15 protein-coding genes and 1 other RNA gene are annotated in these 17,627 nt (G+C 44.5%); 1 reads left to right on the top strand and 15 read right to left on the bottom strand.

Going from position 1 to position 17,627, the window contains the following annotated elements:
- The first annotated feature begins 178 nt into the window (after positions 1–178).
- Positions 179–448 carry an AbrB/MazE/SpoVT family DNA-binding domain-containing protein gene (locus tag AC1U9U_RS06805; protein ID WP_479959800.1) on the top strand — a complete coding sequence of 90 codons (270 nt, stop codon included), beginning with the start codon at positions 179–181 and terminating at the stop codon, positions 446–448.
- Positions 449–641: 193 nt separating this feature from the next.
- Here AC1U9U_RS06805 and rsmI read toward each other — a convergent pair whose 3' ends face one another.
- From rsmI to ffs, 15 genes are all read right to left on the bottom strand, one after another.
- Positions 642–1,496 carry a 16S rRNA (cytidine(1402)-2'-O)-methyltransferase gene (gene rsmI, locus AC1U9U_RS06800; protein ID WP_479959799.1) on the bottom strand — a complete coding sequence of 285 codons (855 nt, stop codon included), beginning with the start codon at positions 1,494–1,496 and terminating at the stop codon, positions 642–644.
- 20 nt (positions 1,497–1,516) lie between these two features.
- Positions 1,517–1,828 (bottom strand): initiation-control protein YabA, encoded by a 312-nt coding sequence (locus tag AC1U9U_RS06795; protein WP_479959798.1) that lies wholly within the window; start codon positions 1,826–1,828, stop codon positions 1,517–1,519.
- Positions 1,825–2,682 carry a PSP1 domain-containing protein gene (locus AC1U9U_RS06790; protein WP_479959797.1) on the bottom strand — a complete coding sequence of 286 codons (858 nt, stop codon included), beginning with the start codon at positions 2,680–2,682 and terminating at the stop codon, positions 1,825–1,827. Before AC1U9U_RS06790 ends, AC1U9U_RS06795 begins: the two co-directional genes overlap by 4 nt.
- Positions 2,683–2,766: 84 nt before the next feature.
- Complete coding sequence (locus tag AC1U9U_RS06785) at positions 2,767–3,618, bottom strand: DNA polymerase III subunit delta' (RefSeq protein WP_479959796.1); 852 nt, start codon at positions 3,616–3,618, stop codon at positions 2,767–2,769.
- A 1-nt stretch (position 3,619) separates the two neighbouring features.
- Positions 3,620–5,074 carry an aminotransferase class I/II-fold pyridoxal phosphate-dependent enzyme gene (locus tag AC1U9U_RS06780; RefSeq protein ID WP_479959795.1) on the bottom strand — a complete coding sequence of 485 codons (1,455 nt, stop codon included), beginning with the start codon at positions 5,072–5,074 and terminating at the stop codon, positions 3,620–3,622.
- A 35-nt stretch (positions 5,075–5,109) separates the two neighbouring features.
- Positions 5,110–6,321: a Ger(x)C family spore germination protein gene (locus AC1U9U_RS06775; RefSeq protein ID WP_479959794.1), complete on the bottom strand. Its 1,212-nt coding sequence runs from the start codon at positions 6,319–6,321 to the stop codon at positions 5,110–5,112.
- Positions 6,294–7,388 (bottom strand): GerAB/ArcD/ProY family transporter, encoded by a 1,095-nt coding sequence (locus AC1U9U_RS06770; protein WP_479959793.1) that lies wholly within the window; start codon positions 7,386–7,388, stop codon positions 6,294–6,296. The genes AC1U9U_RS06775 and AC1U9U_RS06770 overlap by 28 nt, the downstream gene beginning before the upstream one ends.
- Position 7,389: 1 nt before the next feature.
- Positions 7,390–8,961, bottom strand: coding sequence for a spore germination protein (locus tag AC1U9U_RS06765; RefSeq protein WP_479959792.1), 1,572 nt, complete (start codon positions 8,959–8,961; stop codon positions 7,390–7,392).
- A 43-nt stretch (positions 8,962–9,004) separates the two neighbouring features.
- On the bottom strand, positions 9,005–9,481 hold the full coding sequence (locus tag AC1U9U_RS06760) for a demethoxyubiquinone hydroxylase family protein (protein WP_479959791.1): 477 nt from the start codon (positions 9,479–9,481) through the stop codon (positions 9,005–9,007).
- A 301-nt stretch (positions 9,482–9,782) separates the two neighbouring features.
- Entirely contained in the window at positions 9,783–13,313 is a 3,531-nt protein-coding gene (gene nifJ / locus AC1U9U_RS06755; RefSeq protein ID WP_479959790.1) for a pyruvate:ferredoxin (flavodoxin) oxidoreductase, read from the bottom strand.
- 508 nt (positions 13,314–13,821) lie between these two features.
- Positions 13,822–14,076 (bottom strand): pro-sigmaK processing inhibitor BofA family protein, encoded by a 255-nt coding sequence (locus tag AC1U9U_RS06750; RefSeq protein WP_479959789.1) that lies wholly within the window; start codon positions 14,074–14,076, stop codon positions 13,822–13,824.
- Positions 14,077–14,244: 168 nt separating this feature from the next.
- A complete protein-coding gene (gene recR / locus AC1U9U_RS06745; RefSeq protein ID WP_479959788.1) occupies positions 14,245–14,841 on the bottom strand; it encodes a recombination mediator RecR in 597 nt (198 codons plus the stop codon).
- Positions 14,842–14,851: 10 nt separating this feature from the next.
- A complete protein-coding gene (locus tag AC1U9U_RS06740; protein ID WP_479959787.1) occupies positions 14,852–15,187 on the bottom strand; it encodes a YbaB/EbfC family nucleoid-associated protein in 336 nt (111 codons plus the stop codon).
- Between the two features lie 128 nt (positions 15,188–15,315).
- Positions 15,316–17,037, bottom strand: coding sequence for a DNA polymerase III subunit gamma/tau (dnaX, locus tag AC1U9U_RS06735; protein ID WP_479959786.1), 1,722 nt, complete (start codon positions 17,035–17,037; stop codon positions 15,316–15,318).
- Between the two features lie 122 nt (positions 17,038–17,159).
- An RNA gene (ffs, locus tag AC1U9U_RS06730) (signal recognition particle sRNA large type) lies at positions 17,160–17,423 on the bottom strand.
- Positions 17,424–17,627: the final 204 nt, after the last annotated feature.

Raw genomic sequence — 17,627 nt, 5'->3', positions numbered from 1 at the left:
TATAAACATGACTTAAGCATCAACTTTTCTAAAGTTAAAATTTTATTCTTAGCATGGAAGATTCTTCTGTAAAAAATACCATTTTTTTAACAAAAAAACGTTGACTTTAAATGGTATCATTGGTATCATAAGGTTGTTAGTTTGTGTCGAATGTTGTAGTTTAAGAGGAGGACTAGTGATGAAATCAACTGGAATCGTAAGAAAAGTAGATGAACTAGGTCGAGTGGTATTACCAATCGAACTGCGTAGAACCTTAGGCATCGACGAAAAGGATGCCCTGGAAATCTATGTAGACCAAGAAAAAATTATTCTCAAAAAATACGAACCTGCTTGTGTATTTTGTAATAATGCCGCAGATGTTCAAGTTTTCCGCGGCAAAACTGTTTGCCGCGAATGTGCAACTGCTATGGGCGAAGCTGCTTCCAACAACCAATCGGAAGCCGTTTAAGCAAAGGACAAGCTTAGAAAATAACTCTCTTGAAATTATAATCCTACATAATAGAAGGCGTAAAGCCTTCTATTATTTTTTTAAGGATTTTTCTCTTAGGATATACTTTTACTTCTTGGGTCAAACCTACTTCGCTGTGCTCGGGATGACAAATAGGTGTCATCCTGAAGGAGTGTCGACTGAAGGATCTTATCTAAATATCTTTTGACTTCTTCTGATTTACTACTGCTTGGTACACATCACGTTTACTTACCCCATACTTTTGAGCAACTTCTTTCATGGCCTCATTAGGTTTCATTCCCATCTCGGTTAAGGCCTGAACCTCCTCACTCCACTCCTCTTCTCCCCCTGCCGGAAGAGTCGGCACATAGGGTGCAGTCAACAAGCAGATTTCTCCCCGGGGAGGAGTTGCAGAAAACTCTTTTATAAGTACACTCAAATTTCCCTTATGAACACTCTGATGGAGCTTGGTAATCTCCCGGACTACCGCTGCCTCCCGCTCTCCGAATACCTCAAGAAGGTCCTCTAATGTTGCCAATAAACGATGGGGAGCTTCGTAAAAGATCTGGGTAAAGGGCAGCTGAGCATAATCTTTCAACTCCTTTTTTCGGGCAGTTGATTGGGAGGGCAAAAAGCCATGAAATAAGAAATGATCATTAGGCAGACCGGAAAGAAGCAAAGCTGTTAAACCCGCATTGGCGCCGGGCAAAACATCGATAGAAAGTCCTTTTTCCAGACAGAGCTGAATGACTTCTCGGCCTGGGTCCGAGATGCCGGGCATTCCCGCATCGGAAATCAATGCCACAGCTTCCCCTTTTTCCAGCCGCTTGACTAATTCTAGAGCTTTCCCTTTTTCATTATGCTCATGATAGCTGGTAAGGGGGGTGGCAATCCCATAGTGCTCCAATAATTTCCGTGAATGGCGAGTATCCTCCGCGGCAATAAGATCCACACTTTTTAACACTTCCAGAGCCCTTAAAGTTATATCACCTAAATTCCCAATGGGAGTCCCACAGATATAGAGGGTCCCCCCTTGAACCGTAGCCAAAAAAACCGCTCCATTCTCCCTTAATCTTGACGCAAAAAGCCCATGCAAAAGAGACAATCCCCTTCTTCCAGAGGTTGTCCAAAATGCAAGTGACAAACATGAAAACCTTCCCGGTAAATCCGCTCCAAATTCTCATAAGCGACCCCTTGAATACGTTCGGCGTTGGCAATAACCCGCTCCGTCTCCTGCTCCGGCAGAGCACATAACTCGCGTCTTAACCTGGTATTTTCTTCTTCCAGGCTTGTAACATAAGGACGCAAACGCCGGACCTCCTCAATCAGGGAGTTAAGCTTCTCCTCCACCTCGGTTAGGGCCTGGGTCAATTGGCTCATACCTTCTCACTCTTTCCTTTGTTCTTTTCCCCTTTCCTATGACGCCCTTCCTGGCGCCCCTTACCGGCAGTAGGTACAGCGGGGCTGATCCCTCCCGTCTTAACTTCGGGATCCTCAAGGGTCCTAAAAACTGCATCCTCGTTGAGGATAATCATATCACTGTCGTCCCTATGGTCTTGATCAGCACAGCTCTTACCGCAGCCGCCCTTTTCTTCATCATAAGCCCCATTTTCATATTTAAGACAGCACATCAAACGTCCGCAAATTCCCGATATTTTCGTGGGATTAAGAGAGAGCTTTTGGTCCTTAGCCATGCGAATGGATACAGGTTCAAAATCCCCTAAAAAGCTGGCACAGCACAAAACCCTGCCGCAGGAGCCAATTCCCCCCAGCATTTTAGCTTCATCCCGAACGCCGATCTGGCGGAGCTCAATGCGAGTACGGAAAACCGAAGCCAAATCTTTAACCAATTCGCGAAAATCAACTCTTCCCTCGGCAGTAAATGAAAAAATAATTTTATTCCCATCAAAAGTATATTCTACATCCACCAGCTTCATCGGCAGCTGATGGTCAACTATTTTCTTCAGACAAATCTCAAAAGCATCTTTTTCCTTGACACGATTAGCCTGAACAATCAGTTCATCTTCAGCGGTTGCTTTCCGTATGACCGGTTTCAGAGGCATAACCATTTCTTCCTCAGAAACCCGACGTGGTGCCAAAACACATTCCCCATATTCTATTCCCCTTGCTGTCTCCACAATCACCTTATCGTTGGCTTGGAGAGCAATACTCCCAGTTGAAAAATAGTATATCTTCCCTGCCCGCTTGAAGCGAACCCCCACAACCTCTACCACTCAATTTCCCTCCTTATCAAAATAATTCTAAAGAAAACTTGGCTTGTGGCTAAGCCTAGGCGCAGACAGAAGCCTTAGTTGCACTTATACCTTAAAAAGGTGCAAGGCTAACCCTTCCAGAACCAATCTAGGGTTTCCCTGCCTTTGGATTCTGTCTATCGCCCTACCAACGGCCAATATAGCTCTTGGCTTAACTTCCGCCTTCCGCCCCATACCATGGGCTAAAATCTGCAGGTAGACCTCTGCTTCTTTTTTCTCTATAGGAAATAAGGGGAAAAGCTTAACAAAATCCCGTTCCGCCACAGCCTGTTCGAACCCCTCTACCCATAGCTTAGCCTTTTCGACGCCAATCCCCATAATCTCATAGGCTAGTTCGGCATTTTGACCGCTCAGGCGAAAGGCCTCCCCTGCCTCTAGCCGATTAATAGTCGGATCAAGAGATTCCAACCACTTATTTTCCCCGGCTTGGGGAAAATAAACAGTCTGGGCCCGGCTTTGAATGGTGGGCAGAAGCACCTCTGCATTCTGGGTGCTAAGGATGATTATGGTCCTAACCGGAGGCTCCTCAATCACCTTTAGCAGGGCATTAGCGGCAGGAATAGTTAATTTATCCGCCTCTTCCAGGATAAACACCTTATATTTTCCCTCATAATGCTTGCGGTATACTTGTTCCTGCCAATCCAGAATCTGCTCGATCCCCAAAGAAAGCTTTGCCGGCCTAATTATTTGCACATCCGGATGGTTGCCGGACACAATCTTTTTACAAGTTGGACAGCAGTGACAAGGTACGTCCCCTTGGGAAGTGCAATTAAGCCTTTGGGCAATTGCCAAGCCCGCTTTACTTCTCTCGGTCGTGCTCCCTCCATGAAAAAGAAGCAGGTGAGCAAGTCGCTCCTCTTGGGCTGCCTTTTCGATAAGATGAAGTGCGATGTTCACTTTAGTCCTCCTCAATAATCCAAACCCCTTGATCCCTATCCTCCCAGCCTTGCCAGCGTCCCTTATGCCGGTTTAATAGTTCTAAGACCTCCGGAGTCATCTCTTCTCCCATGACAATTAAGGGAATCCCCGGTGGGTAAGGAGAAATACTTTCACCCAATATCCTTCCCACACTATCGGTAAGCTTGACCTTACGCTTAGTTGCAAAAAAAGCTTCCCGTGGCGTAAGCCGCCTTGGGGGTAAGGGGGTTGCGGCAATAAAACCTTCCCCTGCCGAAGACATGCCGTTTTTCTTAAGAATTTCTAAGCTCAATAATGCCTCGGTAAGGATTCTCACCTCTTCAGGAGTATTGCCAATCCCCAGTAAGAATAATATATTCTCTTCATCCCATAATTCCGGGTCAACACCATGGTTATTACGTAAATGTTCCACACAAGCAGGAGCAGAAATTCCTAAACACCTTGTGTTAACCAGTATCTTTGACCAATCTAAAGCGGCTATCCCGTATGTACCCGCATCCTTGGCATTTAATATCCTTAAGAAGCCACCCACACGGTGGTGTAACTCCTGCACCGCTTCGTAGAGCAGCTTCCAGCGTTTGTTATCTAATGCGAACTCAACAGCCCTCTCTAAGGAGGCCAGCAATAAATAGCTGGGACTGGAGGATTGCAATGTCTCCAGAGCTGCTTTAACCGCCGAGAGAGGAATTCTTGACCCTTGGACATGGAGCATGGCCCCTTGGGTCAAAGCACTTAAGGTTTTATGGGTACTATGCAGGACCAAATCCGCACCTAACTCCAAGGCCCCCCGGGGGAAAAGCGGACTTAAATAATGAGCACCATGAGCCTGATCTACCATTACCCAAGTTTTGGGCGCGGAAACACATCGCAACTCGATCAATTTTCCTAGATCCAATAGGCTCCCGTAGTAACCGGGATAAGTAACATGAACCCCTTGATATCCAGCCAAGGTGTCTAGATTATCTAGATTCAAGCCCAGGGGCAAGCCGAACTCAGGATGCACCACTGCCGGAATATATTCCGGCTCCAAACCGGATAAGACCAGAGCCGACATAACAGAACGATGGGATCTTCTTTCCACCAGAACCTTCTTGTTTAGCCCGTTTTCCCCCCGATTTATCGAAGCAGCCAAGGCCATGAACATACCCTGATTACCCACGGTCCCGCCGTTAACCAATAAAAAACTATGGTCACTATGGTACGCTGCAGCCGCCCGTTCCTGGGCCCTGGCGATAACACCTTCCGGGGAATGGAGCATATCCAGACCCGGCAGCTCCGTTAGGTCCTGACCGGGAAAACTAAGCCCCGCGAAAAACTCACTTTTACCCTTATGACCGGGAGTATGGAAGGAGATTAGTCCCTGGTTCGCGTACTGAAGCAGTCTTTTATTCAAATCCAACAATTCTTCTAATCCTCCAAAATAGAGGTAATACATTTAATTATATCATTATTTTTCCATATTATATACCCTTACTTTTTCTCAATACTTGTAGGTGAACTACGCAATAAGCCTGCATGTTCAACCTCAACTTTAATATCAAAGGAGATTGGGATATCGACTAACCCTTCCTGCCATTTCTCCTTGACTTGCCGCCAATACTTAGGTTCTTTAATTTCTAGTTTACGTCCTATTCCGACAAAATCCACCCCTGTGCTTTTCACCCTGGCAACGGCAGCCTCACACTCTTCTTGGATTGCCTTGACGAAGCTCGGTTCAATCTCCGTTAAGAATTGCTGCCATTCTTCAATATTCATTTCCTTCTGCTTAGCGAGAATTTCTCTAATTGATATTTGGGTGTTAATCTTAAATTTTATTCCTATTTTCCCTTCGATTTCTTCAACTTTATACTTGGTTTTTGCCTTCATGATCCAACCGCTTAGCTTAATTCCGTTTTCTGCCTGTGCATTGATATAACGGCTTTTCACACTATCATCCAACCATAGATAACCTTTGGTCTCCTTATCTGTCAACACACTGGTCATTTTTCCTTCTTCAAAAACCCCCGCCCGATTAATTATAATCTCTTTACCTTTTTTATCATCATAATACAGGTCATTTTCTCCCGGTTCCACCTCCTCAACTATGGGAATCAAGGGATCTTGACCCGCTCTGCCGAGAATAGTTAAATAATGACCTAAGCGGGTTACCGGTGAAACCGATAGCTGGTTTTGACTCTCGATCAAGCCCAACATACTCAAGGCCGGAATCTCATTGCTACGCAGCTTTACTTCTAACATATCTTTGGCCTTACCCTTGGCAATTAGCAGGTAGACTGTCCGACGATATTGATAATAGCGCTGGAAGTAATCAATCACTTCATTAATTCCCGTACGGGCAAGTTCTTCCCCCACAACAATCACTCTGACTGTTCCCGGAAAGGGTTGTTTATTGAAGGATTCATTTATTCTCCCCCCGGCCAGGGCAAGGGTGGGAGTCTCGATACTGATGGTTGAATCCCCAAGCACTGAAGCATCTCCACTGCCCGTCTTAGACTGGGCGCTTTGCAGAGTATAAAGGTAGGCACCTTCCTCTTTACCCTTATCCACACCGACACCCATAACGAAAATTAACTCATCTATTTCTTTTTTGCCACTACAACCCGTTACCAATAAAAGTACCATAATCATTGTCACTACGAAAGGAAGCCGCAAACTCATGAGCCTTTTTGACGGTTTTTCCATTTATCCACCCCCCATACCAATGGCACCCAGCTTACTGCCAGAGGCAATATTAGATAACGATCGATGAACATTACCTCTACGAGTACATCCGCACCACGCAGAATGTACATAGGTATGAAAAAATAAATTCCGGCTGCAGCAAGAGCCCAAATTCGACTTTTAAGACCAAAAACACTTCTAAGGCCGACCATACACGCATAGAAAAAGGACGTAACCTTGATAATAGCTGCCCCCATCCAGACAAGAATAAAGACCGATTCAACCCCGCTGATGGTCCGGGATATTTCAACCATATTACCTAAGACTAATAACCCGTAAGTCAAACGTGTTGTCTCTGTCGGGCCAAAGGTCATTATTTGCACGACCACGACTAAGGTGTTGATTATACCCACTAGGAAAAAGCCCAGAAATAAACCTTTCCGGATTTGCTTTAAGTCATTGGACTTGTGGGGTATAAAGGGCAGAGCAATAAAAAGAAATAGTACATATTCCATGGACCACGGGACCAACTTTGAGGCAGCTTTGAGTAACGGGCTGAAGCCATTATCCAACATCGGAAAAAGCTCCCCCTGTTCAAAGCGGGGGATGATAAAAACACAGATTAAAACCAGGGAAAACAAAACAAGTGGAAACACTACCTCGGCAAAACGTGCTAAAACTTCAAATCCTGAATAATAGAGATAAAGAGTTAAAATCAATCCTCCCCCAACTAAAATATAATAGGACATCAAGGGGAGTACGGTTCGATTCTGAATATCCACGGTCTGGCCGGATAAAGACGCTCCAAAATACATAGTTACTAGGATAAAAAGAAAGCCGAAAACCTTACCAAACCATTTTCCAAGGACCTTTTCCGTAATCTCCAGAAAGTTTTTATTCGGATACTTTGGTATTAGGGAAAGAACCATCAGTGCAAAAGGTATCCCGATCAAGAAACTGGGAAGTACAGGCATCCAGGCATCCCTACCGGCTTCGCCGGTTACCGTTGTCCCGATGACCATGAAGGTTGTCCCCAACAGCACCCCGGCGCTTAAAATCATAAATTGATGAGTGTTGATCCGTATCATTTTATTTATTCCGCCCTCCACCCTTTGGATTATCCGTATCTAGTAGCTGCGGAATCTTTCTTTGGGCCCACCAGGGTGCTCGGACGAAGGTATCCTGCAAAAAGGCTCGAATCCGCAAGGGGGCGATAGGACTCATAAAAGGTGTGCCGAAGGAACGCAACCCCAATAAGTGAATCAGGGTAAAGTACAACCCAAAACCAATTCCAAAAAAACCCATGGTTCCCCCGAGAATCATTAAGGGAAAGCGGATTAACCGAATCCCAATGGCTAAATCATAGGAAGGAATGGTATAACTGGCCACGGCCGTAATACCGATGACAATGACCATAATCGAACTGACAAGGTTGGCTTTTACTGCCGCATCCCCGATAATCAGGGCACCAACTATACCTATGGTCTGGCCGACAGGCTTAGGTAGACGCAGACCCGCCTCTTGGAGAATTTCAAGCGCAAATAGCATCATTATTGCCTCCCCTAAAGCTGAGAAGGGGGTGGTCTGCCTAGCGGCCGCTATACTTAAGACCAAATCCACAGGCATCAGTTCTTGGTGAAAACTTGTTACGGCAATATATAAGGCGGGAGCCAAGGTTGCTATGAAGGCCCCCAGATAACGAATATTCCGAATCAGGATTACGATCATGGCCCTTTCATAATAATCCTCATTAACCTGCATATAGGAAGATATAGTCATCGGTAAAGTAAATGCGGTGGGAGTTCCATCCACAAGAATGGCGACTCGTCCCTGCAAAAGGTCCGAAGCTACAATATCCGGTCTTTCAGTAATGTAGATTTGAGGAAATGGCGAGTAAGGATGGTCCTCAATAAATTCTTCCAGCATATCTCCGGAAATAATACCGTTTATTTTGATGCGGCCTAAGCGGTTCTTAACTTCTTTTATCACATCATAGCTAGCGATGTTCTCCATATAAGCAATAACCACATCGGTCCTGGATAGGTCCCCGATTTTCATAGAGATAAGCTTTAGTGAGGGATGCTTGATTTTTCGCCGCAGCAGTGAAGTATTAGTACGCAAATTCTCGTTAAAAGCTTCCTTAGGTCCACGAATCGCCGTTTCGTTCTCCGGTATATTAACGCCGCGGGTTTCCCAACCCCGTGCACTGATCAACAAAGCCTCATTGCTTTTTTCAATAAAAAGAACAGCATCCCCGGAAAGAATACCATCAAGGGCTTCCCCAATAGTTTTAATCTTTTTTATTTCTCCGGTGGGGGTAAATAGCTCGATCAGGCGGTCGTGAATATTAACTTTGGTTATCTCTTTAAACGCCGGATCATTTGTCGCTTCAATCATGATTACCCGCAAGACATAAGCATCCAAGAGATTCTTATCCACTAGGCCATCTACAACACCCAAGCTACAGGGAATTTCCTCCTTCCCCCGTACCACAAAATTCCGAAATACTATATCACTGCTTTTGCTTAATTCATCTCTTATCCTTTGGAAGGAAATTGGTTGATCTCTCTCCCCATCAATCGGAATCTCAGCGATTTTACGAATACGTTTGGTATGAGGACGTACCGTAAGCTCCTTAAACATATTAAGCAGCTTCTTCATCAGCTCCTACCCCCTTCCCTATTCAGTAATTGTCCGCTAAGATCTATAGCTTTTCGATCTTATCTTCTACTAAGTTACTTCTTAACAGTTCAAAAAGGGCCGTATGTAAATGCTCATCAATAAAGTTACTTTTTAATTGGGTAACGAATTCCCCTTCCGGGTCATTTCCCCCTGCCACCAGCTCCGCTACTAATTGGCGGTAATCGCTCATGGCCTTTCTCTCAAGTTCTGTATTGATCAGTAGTACTTTTTCCAGACCGGTCAGAGAGGTAATGTTGCCCAGGGACATGCCAATGATTGGAGAGATTACTTCTCCTAAAGCCGTAGGCGTCCCTCCTAAGGATTTAATGCTTTGTTCAATATTCTGTACATGCTCCTGTTCCATTGTTGCTACCCGCTCAAATACCTGACCGGCATAATGGTCATTAAACTGCTTACTTTGCACTTTATAAAGTTCCACTTGGTTCAGCTCCAGACTATAGAACCAGTTTAAGCGTCGAATTAGATCCTCTTTATCCATATCTATCTTCCTTCCAATATTTCAGTACCACCTTTACCCTAACCACTAATACGGCACAGAACCTTTTTGAAGTTCCATGATGGGTATTTCTAGTATTTTAACACAGGCAAGGAATGATTATGCAAAGTAAGTCCCGACGGAACAGCACGGGGGCTGTTCCCTACAGTTGATTCTATCTATGTCCTTATCCTTATATAGCAGGAATGAGAATGATACATCCTGGATATAAACACAAAAAGAGCGGGACCAGCCCGCTCTTCATGCAAGTAAGAATACCGTTCTCTTTACCTAGAAATGCTTTTTACTCAAATTTTTGTTCTGCTAAGCGCTTATAGGAGTTATACCGGACTTGAGCATATTTCTCAGCACCTGCGAAGAGTTCCTCGGCAGTTTCCGGGAAGGTGTTGAGCAAGGAGGTATAACGAACTTCACCCATGATGAAGTCACGGAAGGAAGCTGTCGGTTCTTTGGAGTCAAGGCTAAATGGGTTCTTGCCTTGCTCTTCAAGATCCGGGTTGAAACGATAGAGATGCCAGTAACCGGATTCAACAGCTTTCTTAGCTTCGGTAACGCTCTTGGCCATACCGGCTTTGAGTCCGTGGTTGATACAAGGAGAATAAGCAATGATCAAAGAAGGTCCGTTATAAGCTTCTGCCTCTTTGATAGCTTTAATGGTTTGAGCCATGTTGGCACCGAGAGCAATTTGAGCCACATAAACATAGCCATAGCTCATAGCCATCATCCCCAGATCTTTCTTCCGGATTTTCTTACCGGCAGCTGCGAATTTAGCAACGGCAGCCCGGGGGGTAGATTTGGAAGATTGACCACCGGTATTGGAGTATACTTCCGTATCAAGAACGATGATATTGACATCATCACCGGAAGCTAAGACATGGTCTAAGCCGCCGTAACCGATATCATAAGCCCAACCGTCTCCACCAACGATCCATTGAGATTTCTTAACCAGGTGATCTTTTCTGTCCTTAATATCAGCGATTAACGCACTATCGCCTTCGTAAGCGTCTAGGGCAGCGCGAACCTTAGCAGCCGCGGCTTTTGAAGCATCTGCATCATTCATACCGGCGATCCACTCTTGGAAAGCTTCCTTCATCTCACTGCTGATTCCGGTTTCGCAAGCTTCCTTCATCAACAAAGCAAGTTTTTCACGTTGTTGACGAACACCCAGATACATACCGTAGCCAAACTCGGCATTGTCCTCGAAGAGGGAGTTAGCCCATGTCGGACCTTGTCCTTTAGCATTAACAGTGTAAGGTACGGAAGGAGCACTACCACCCCAGATGGAGCTACAGCCGGTAGCGTTGGCAATCATCATGCGGTCGCCAAAGAGTTGGGTGATGAGTTTAACATAAGCAGTTTCTCCACAACCTGGGCAAGCGCCGTTGAACTCGAGAAGAGGTTGCGCGAATTGGCTGCCTTTAACGGTAGTAAGATCAAAACGCTCAGCTTTGTTGGCAACAGTCATGGCATATTCCCAGTTACCGGCTTGAGCTGCAGTTTGCTCCGCCGCATCCTTCATGACCAGAGCTTTGCCTTTAGCCGGGCAAACTTCAGCACAGTTACCGCATCCGGTGCAATCCAGAGCACTGACTTGAACACGGAGTTGAAGTCCGGCAGCTTCCTTACCAAGGGCCTTCTTAGTTACGAAGCCCTCAGGAGCATTGGCAACTTCTTCTTCGTCCAACAAGAAGGGACGAATGGCGGCATGAGGACAAACATAGGAACATTGGTTACATTGGATACATTTTTCAACATCCCATTCAGGAACAATAACGGCAATGCCGCGTTTTTCATAAGCAGTGGTGCCTACGGGAACTGTACCGTCTTCACGGCCTTTGAAAGCACTGACAGGGAGGCGGTCCCCTTCTTGGGCGTTCATGACATTTTGGATTTTCTCAACGTATTCCGGAAGCTCAACAGTAGCAGCAGCTTCTGCATGAGCATCGGTAGCATCGGCCCAGTTAGCGGGAACTTCAACTTTAACCAGTGAATCTACCCCACGGTCAATGGCAGCGTTGTTCATATCAACGATGTTTTGACCTTTCTTACCATAAGCTTTAACCACAGATTCTTTCAAGTAACCAATAGCCTCTTCTTCAGGGATTACATTGGCCAATTTGAAAAAGGCGGCTTGCATGATCATGTTGATGCGGGAGCCTAAGCCGATTTCCCGGGCAATAGAAACAGCATCAATGATATAAAGTTTAATGTCATTTTTAGCAATAAATTGCTTCATGGCAGCGGGAAGTTTCTCTTCCAATTCCTCAGGTTTCCATTGGCAGTTTAAGACCAAAATACCGCCTTTTTTCAGACCATTGGTCAGATCATATTGGCCTACATAAGCTTGGTTATGGCAAGCTACATAGTTAGCACCGCTAACATAGTAAGGAGATTTGATCGGCTTTTTACCAAAACGAACGTGGGAAATGGTGATTCCGCCGGATTTCTTAGAGTCGTATTGGAAATAAGCTTGGGCGTACATATTGGTGTGGTCACCAATAATCTTAATTGCTTGTTTGTTAGCGCCAACAGTACCGTCGGAACCCAATCCCCAGAATTTGCAAGCGATAGTACCCTCAGGTGCGGTATCGATAACTTCATCTTCCGGTAAGGATTTAAAGGTTACGTCATCAACGATACCGATGGTGAAATCGTTCTTAGGTTCGGCAGCTGCAAGATTCTTGTATACAGACAGAACTTGGGAAGGAGTAGTATCCTTAGAACCTAAGCCATAACGTCCACCCACGATAACAGGCTGTAACTCATGGCCATAGAAGGAATCTTTTACATCAAGATAGAGCGGCTCGCCGGTGGAACCGGGTTCTTTCGTCCGATCAAGAACCGCAATGGCTTTGACGGTTTTCGGCAGAACCTTAAAGAGGTATTTAGTGGAGAAAGGACGGAAGAGGTGTACTTTAACCACACCGATTTTTTCACCTTTAGCCATTAAATAATCAACAGTCTCTTCAATGGTATCGCAGACGGAGCCCATAGCAATGATAACGCGCTCTGCATCTTCTGCACCATAATATTGGAATGGATGATACTCACGGCCGGTAATCTTAGCATACTCTTGCATGTAATGTTCAACAATGTCAGGAACGGCATCATAGAAACGGTTAGACGCTTCGCGACCTTGGAAATAAACATCAGGGTTTTGAGCGGTACCCCGTAGTACAGGACGCTCAGGATTCAAACCGTTGTTACGGAATGCCTGTAAAGCGTCAAGATCCAAAAGTTTAGCAACATCTTCATAATCAGTAACTTCGATTTTTTGAATTTCATGGGATGTACGGAAGCCATCGAAGAAATGGACAAAAGGTACTCTTGCTTTGATGGTTGCTAAGTGCGCGATGAAACCGAGGTCCAATGCTTCCTGTACGTTATGGGAAGACAATTGGGCAAAACCGGTAGCCCGTACGGACATAACATCTTGGTGATCGCCAAAAATGGAAAGAGCATGGGTAGCCAAAGCGCGTGCACTAACATGGAATACACTGGGCAGAAGCTCGCCGGCAATCTTATACATGTTCGGGATCATTAAGAGCAGACCTTGTGAAGCTGTATAGGTAGTAGTCAAAGCACCGGACTGGAGGGAACCGTGAACCGCACCGGCTGCACCTGCCTCAGATTGCATTTCAACAACTTTAACAGATTGACCGAAGATATTCTTCTTGTTATGGGCAGCCCATTCATCTACCAATTCAGCCATGGTTGAAGAGGGAGTGATGGGGAAGATGGTTGCTACTTCTGTAAACGCATACGACGCATGCGCAGCAGCTTCGTTACCATCCATAGTCTTCATTTTTGCCATTTGGTACATCCTCCTAAATGAAAATTTTAATTAAAGGGTTCGGGAGAATTTTCTCTTTTACCCAAAAATGACATGAAAATTAGACACCAAAATTTAACAAAGCAAAGCTGTTGTAAAAATTAGCATAAAAAGAATATCTGCCTATATTGCTTTTAAGAAGCTTTTAAGAATTACTAAGTAAATTTAATTAGCTATGTTATATAGGGTTTTAGAGGGCTTTTAGAAGATATTACGAAAATTAAATGATTAAATTTTCGCAAAAATCCCATAAAAATACGTTGAGGGACTCTTCCGGTGATTATGACCGAAAAGTCCCCTGCAGTCAGTTCAAGTATACTCTTGCCTTGTTCATCTCGTCAAGACGTAAAATGAAGCTAGAGCGAATATTTCCGTAAAAATCAATAATAAATGAAAAAAATCACTATTTTCTGATAAAAAATTAGAAATCTTTAAAAGAATTTAAACCCATTATTTGAATTGTCTAATGGATATCGTTGCTATTTAAGACCTAAATGCCTAGTATTTGCAAACCTACTAATGCCATCACACCTGGAAAACCTAAGAGCCCAACAATTACGATCGTAAAAACATTGATAGGCACACTAAATCCTACTACACTTAAGATTAAGTTAAAGATCCATAAGCCAACAATTCCCCCGAGAATATGAATAGCAGTTTTTAAATAAATATTGGGTTTTCCTAAACTGCTTTTAACCACTAGTCCAATAAGTAAAACAAATAAGCCCAAAAAAATTAAGGTCATGGGACTGCCTCCTTTACCACTATAAAGAAAACTTGGCTTACGCTAAGCCTTGGCGCAAGCGGAAGCCTTAGTTTCCTTATGCACCCTCAGACTAATACTTTCTAGATAGCCTAGTCCAAAAATATGCGTGAAGTGGACAAAGAAGAACAACTCCGACCTTAAAATTTTTTAGATTTGACGCCGGCCTTCTAAAGCCCGAGCGATGGTGATTTCGTCGGCATACTCTAAATCGCCGCCTACCGGTAATCCGTGGGCAATTCTTGTTACCCTAATTCCCAATGGTTTTAGCAGCCTGGATAAATACATAGCCGTTGCTTCTCCCTCCACCGTAGGGTTCATGGCCATGACTATTTCCCTGATCCCATCGAGTCTCGTCAAAAGCTTGGCAATAGTCAATTGCTCCGGACCAATCCCTTCCAAGGGAGAAATAACCCCATGAAGGACGTGATAGAGACCTTTAAATTCCCTGGTTTTTTCTAGAGCAACCACATCCCGCGGCTGCTCTACGATGCAAAGAAAGCTACGATCTCTTTTTTCCCCACTACATATAGCGCATGGGTCTTGGTCAGTATAATTACAACAAACAGAACATTCCCTGATTTCTTGTTGAGCTCTAAGGATGGTCTCAGCCAAATTTTCAGCAACCTGGGGCTGTTGTAAAAGATAAAAAGCTAAACGCCCCGCTGTCTTCGGTCCAATCCCAGGTAGGCGGGATAATGCGGCAATAAGATCAGCAAGTGGCTGGGGATAATTCAAAAAATCCATACTCCCTCACTTAGAAGAGGCCGGGAATCTTAAAGCCCTGGGTTAAGCGGCCCATTTCCGTAGAAACCAGTTCTTCAATTTTTCGGAGGCCTTCGTTTACTGCCGCCTTAACCAAATCTTCCAGCATCTCTACATCATCCGGATCTACTGCCTCCGGTTTAATCTTTAATTCCAGCAGTTCATTTTTTCCATTGACAACAACTTGTACGGCTCCGCCGCCAACAGAGGCTTCAACTGTGCGAGTCTTAAGCTCCTCTTGAGCTCTAGCCATTTCCTCTTGGAGTTTCTGAGCTTGCTTTAACATATTGCCCATATTTCCTCCCATACCGCCGCCTTTAAATGCCATGTGATACACTCCTTACAAATTTTTTAATTTCTTGAATAATATTTAAAACTATAAAAGGAAAAGTTGTAAGCCAAATTTAGGAAAAACACCTATGATAGTTTCCTTTTATTTTCGTTTTACTCTTTAGTTTACTCTTTAATAGTAATTAAATCGGAGCCGAATAAATCCTCGGCCTTTTTAACCAGACTGTTCTCCTCCGGCTTTTCCTGCACCTTCGGATTCTTACCCTTTTCGTATTCATTCTCTAATAAGTTTTGCAAAGTTATAGAAATACCTAATAGATCTTGCAATACTTTTTCGATAGTTTCGCGATTTTCCTTTTGATTGACCTTATCCCGGTGAAAAGATAATCCTTCCTTAAATACAATAACCAAAGTCTCTCCGTCTAATTCAACAGGTCTACCTTCCATTAGAAAAGCATGGGTGGATTTTTTTATTTTTCGTACCTGCTCCAAAATCTCCGCCCAACGCCCCTGAATTTGTTGAAACGTCAAAGAACTACCGGATTGACCTCCACCTTCTATTTGACCGGCTTGACTGATTTGCTTAGTTTGTTCCGCCCCACCGGATTGAGATTGACTTAGCTTTCCGTCCCTTAAAGTCGCAGGTTCAATCTGATAAGCAGTCTTTTCCTTAGCTTTCTCTTTTACCCCGGCATTGTCTCCCACTCCACTAACTTTGCGGGAAGGTTGCCCTGAAGTAAGGTTCTTGATTTCCTGCTCCATTTCCTGCAATCTTTGCAAAACTGCCGAAGATTCCGTGGGGGATTCCTTTTGAGAGTCGTAGATCACTTGGACCAAGAGAAGTTCCGCAGCCAAACGGGCATTTGTTGCATATTTTAACTGACTTTCCCCTTGAAGTAAAATCCCGATCCATGCTAATAAGGTCTTTAACCCAATTTGTTCACATTGAGCAGCCAAATGATCCTTGAGGTGAGGGGCAATATGGGGAAAGGCTTGGGTTGAAGCATAAAGTAGGGCTTGCCGCAGATAATCCAGAAGCTCACGAATAATCTGGCGAGGATCCATGCCTTGATTAATTCCTTCCCCTAATAGTTTTAGGGTATTGGCATAATCGCGGACAAGAAGTTGATCCACAAGATCAGCACTAAACTCTTCTCCGACCATTCCCAAAACTTGATAGACTTGCTCTACACCAAGTTTGCCATCTAGAAGAAGACACTGATCTAAAATACTTAAGGCATCCCGGAGCCCACCCTCGGATTTTTGAGCAATTATATGTAGGGCTTCCGTATCTACTTCTCTGCCGATAGTATGACAAACCTTTTTTAAATGCTCTTGGATTTGTTCAAGAGGAATTCGGTGAAACTCAAAGCGCTGAACCCGAGAAAGGATGGTTAATGGTATTTTGTGAACTTCCGTTGTCGCAAGTATAAAGACTACTCGCTCCGGTGGCTCTTCTAAGGTCTTTAACAAGGCATTAAAAGCCTCCGTAGTCAGCATATGGACCTCATCAATGATATAAACCTTATACTTGCTTTCCCCGGCACTTAAACGGACCTTATCCCTTAAATCGCGAATTTCGTCAATACCCCGGTTGGAAGCCGCATCGATTTCAAATACTTCCATGGCACTGCCTTGATCGATACTTAAGCAGGAAGAGCATGTATTACAGGGTTCGACTCCATTACGTTGCTCACAGTTTAAAGCCTTAGCCAAAACCTTAGCCGTCGTAGTTTTCCCTGTTCCTCTGGGGCCGCTGAATAAGTAAGCATGAGCCACCTTATTCTGAGCCAGAGCATTAAGCAGGGTTCTGGTCACATGCTCTTGTCCAACCATTTCTTTAAAGTTTTTTGGTCTCCACTCACGGTATAAGGCTAAATAAGCCATTTGGCTCCCACCTTAAAAAAATAATCTCTGTCACCTTTTTCCGGGTAACACCGCAAAGCTAAAAATAAGAGCTTAATATCAAAAAAGATGGTACAAGACCACCTTTATGTTAATATTTTAGGCCGTGCACCCTTAGTCGAACAGACGCTTCCGGACGAATCCAGGATTCGTTGCTCAGTCTAGGCGACCTTACGGCACACAGAGTTTGCTCCTTAGTGCTGCTTCCGTCAGGACCTGACACGGTTCGAAGTGCTCTGTTGCGTAAGACCCAGACCTCATCACAACTAGCCCTGGCCGCTCCACAAACGCTGCCCTCATGCGGGAATTCCACCTCGCTAAAGCGGGTTGCGAGTTACAGGGATCCGCTACCCCCCCGTCTAGCACAGCCAAATCAATTATAGCAAAATAAAAAGCCAAAGTCGAATACGAAACGAATCAAACTTGGCCAAATATCGTTTTATGGCGGAGAGAGAGGGATTCACGCCGTTCGGATACCCTCACTATCATGCCGGGTCGGGAAAAATGCTTCCAAAGGGCGCATTTTTTATTTCCCTCCCGTTCGAATCCCTCTCTCTATATATCTAGGGTTT

It is taken from the genome of Desulfitobacterium sp. (assembly GCF_982384815.1).
This window is presented reverse-complemented; position numbering and strand designations above follow the sequence as displayed.

What these genes read in the sequence shown, in the direction of transcription:
- AC1U9U_RS06750 (WP_479959789.1), bottom strand. Translation starts at nt 14,076, where the DNA reads ATGACCTTAATTTTTTTGGGCTTATTTGTTTTACTTATTGGACTAGTG.
- AC1U9U_RS06795 (WP_479959798.1), bottom strand. Translation starts at nt 1,828, where the DNA reads ATGAGCCAATTGACCCAGGCCCTAACCGAGGTGGAGGAGAAGCTTAAC.
- AC1U9U_RS06770 (WP_479959793.1), bottom strand. Translation starts at nt 7,388, where the DNA reads ATGATACGGATCAACACTCATCAATTTATGATTTTAAGCGCCGGGGTG.
- dnaX (WP_479959786.1), bottom strand. Translation starts at nt 17,037, where the DNA reads ATGGCTTATTTAGCCTTATACCGTGAGTGGAGACCAAAAAACTTTAAA.
- nifJ (WP_479959790.1), bottom strand. Translation starts at nt 13,313, where the DNA reads ATGGCAAAAATGAAGACTATGGATGGTAACGAAGCTGCTGCGCATGCG.
- AC1U9U_RS06775 (WP_479959794.1), bottom strand. Translation starts at nt 6,321, where the DNA reads ATGGAAAAACCGTCAAAAAGGCTCATGAGTTTGCGGCTTCCTTTCGTA.
- AC1U9U_RS06740 (WP_479959787.1), bottom strand. Translation starts at nt 15,187, where the DNA reads ATGGCATTTAAAGGCGGCGGTATGGGAGGAAATATGGGCAATATGTTA.
- recR (WP_479959788.1), bottom strand. Translation starts at nt 14,841, where the DNA reads ATGGATTTTTTGAATTATCCCCAGCCACTTGCTGATCTTATTGCCGCA.
- AC1U9U_RS06780 (WP_479959795.1), bottom strand. Translation starts at nt 5,074, where the DNA reads ATGTATTACCTCTATTTTGGAGGATTAGAAGAATTGTTGGATTTGAAT.
- AC1U9U_RS06805 (WP_479959800.1), top strand. Translation starts at nt 179, where the DNA reads ATGAAATCAACTGGAATCGTAAGAAAAGTAGATGAACTAGGTCGAGTG.
- AC1U9U_RS06765 (WP_479959792.1), bottom strand. Translation starts at nt 8,961, where the DNA reads ATGAAGAAGCTGCTTAATATGTTTAAGGAGCTTACGGTACGTCCTCAT.
- AC1U9U_RS06760 (WP_479959791.1), bottom strand. Translation starts at nt 9,481, where the DNA reads ATGGATAAAGAGGATCTAATTCGACGCTTAAACTGGTTCTATAGTCTG.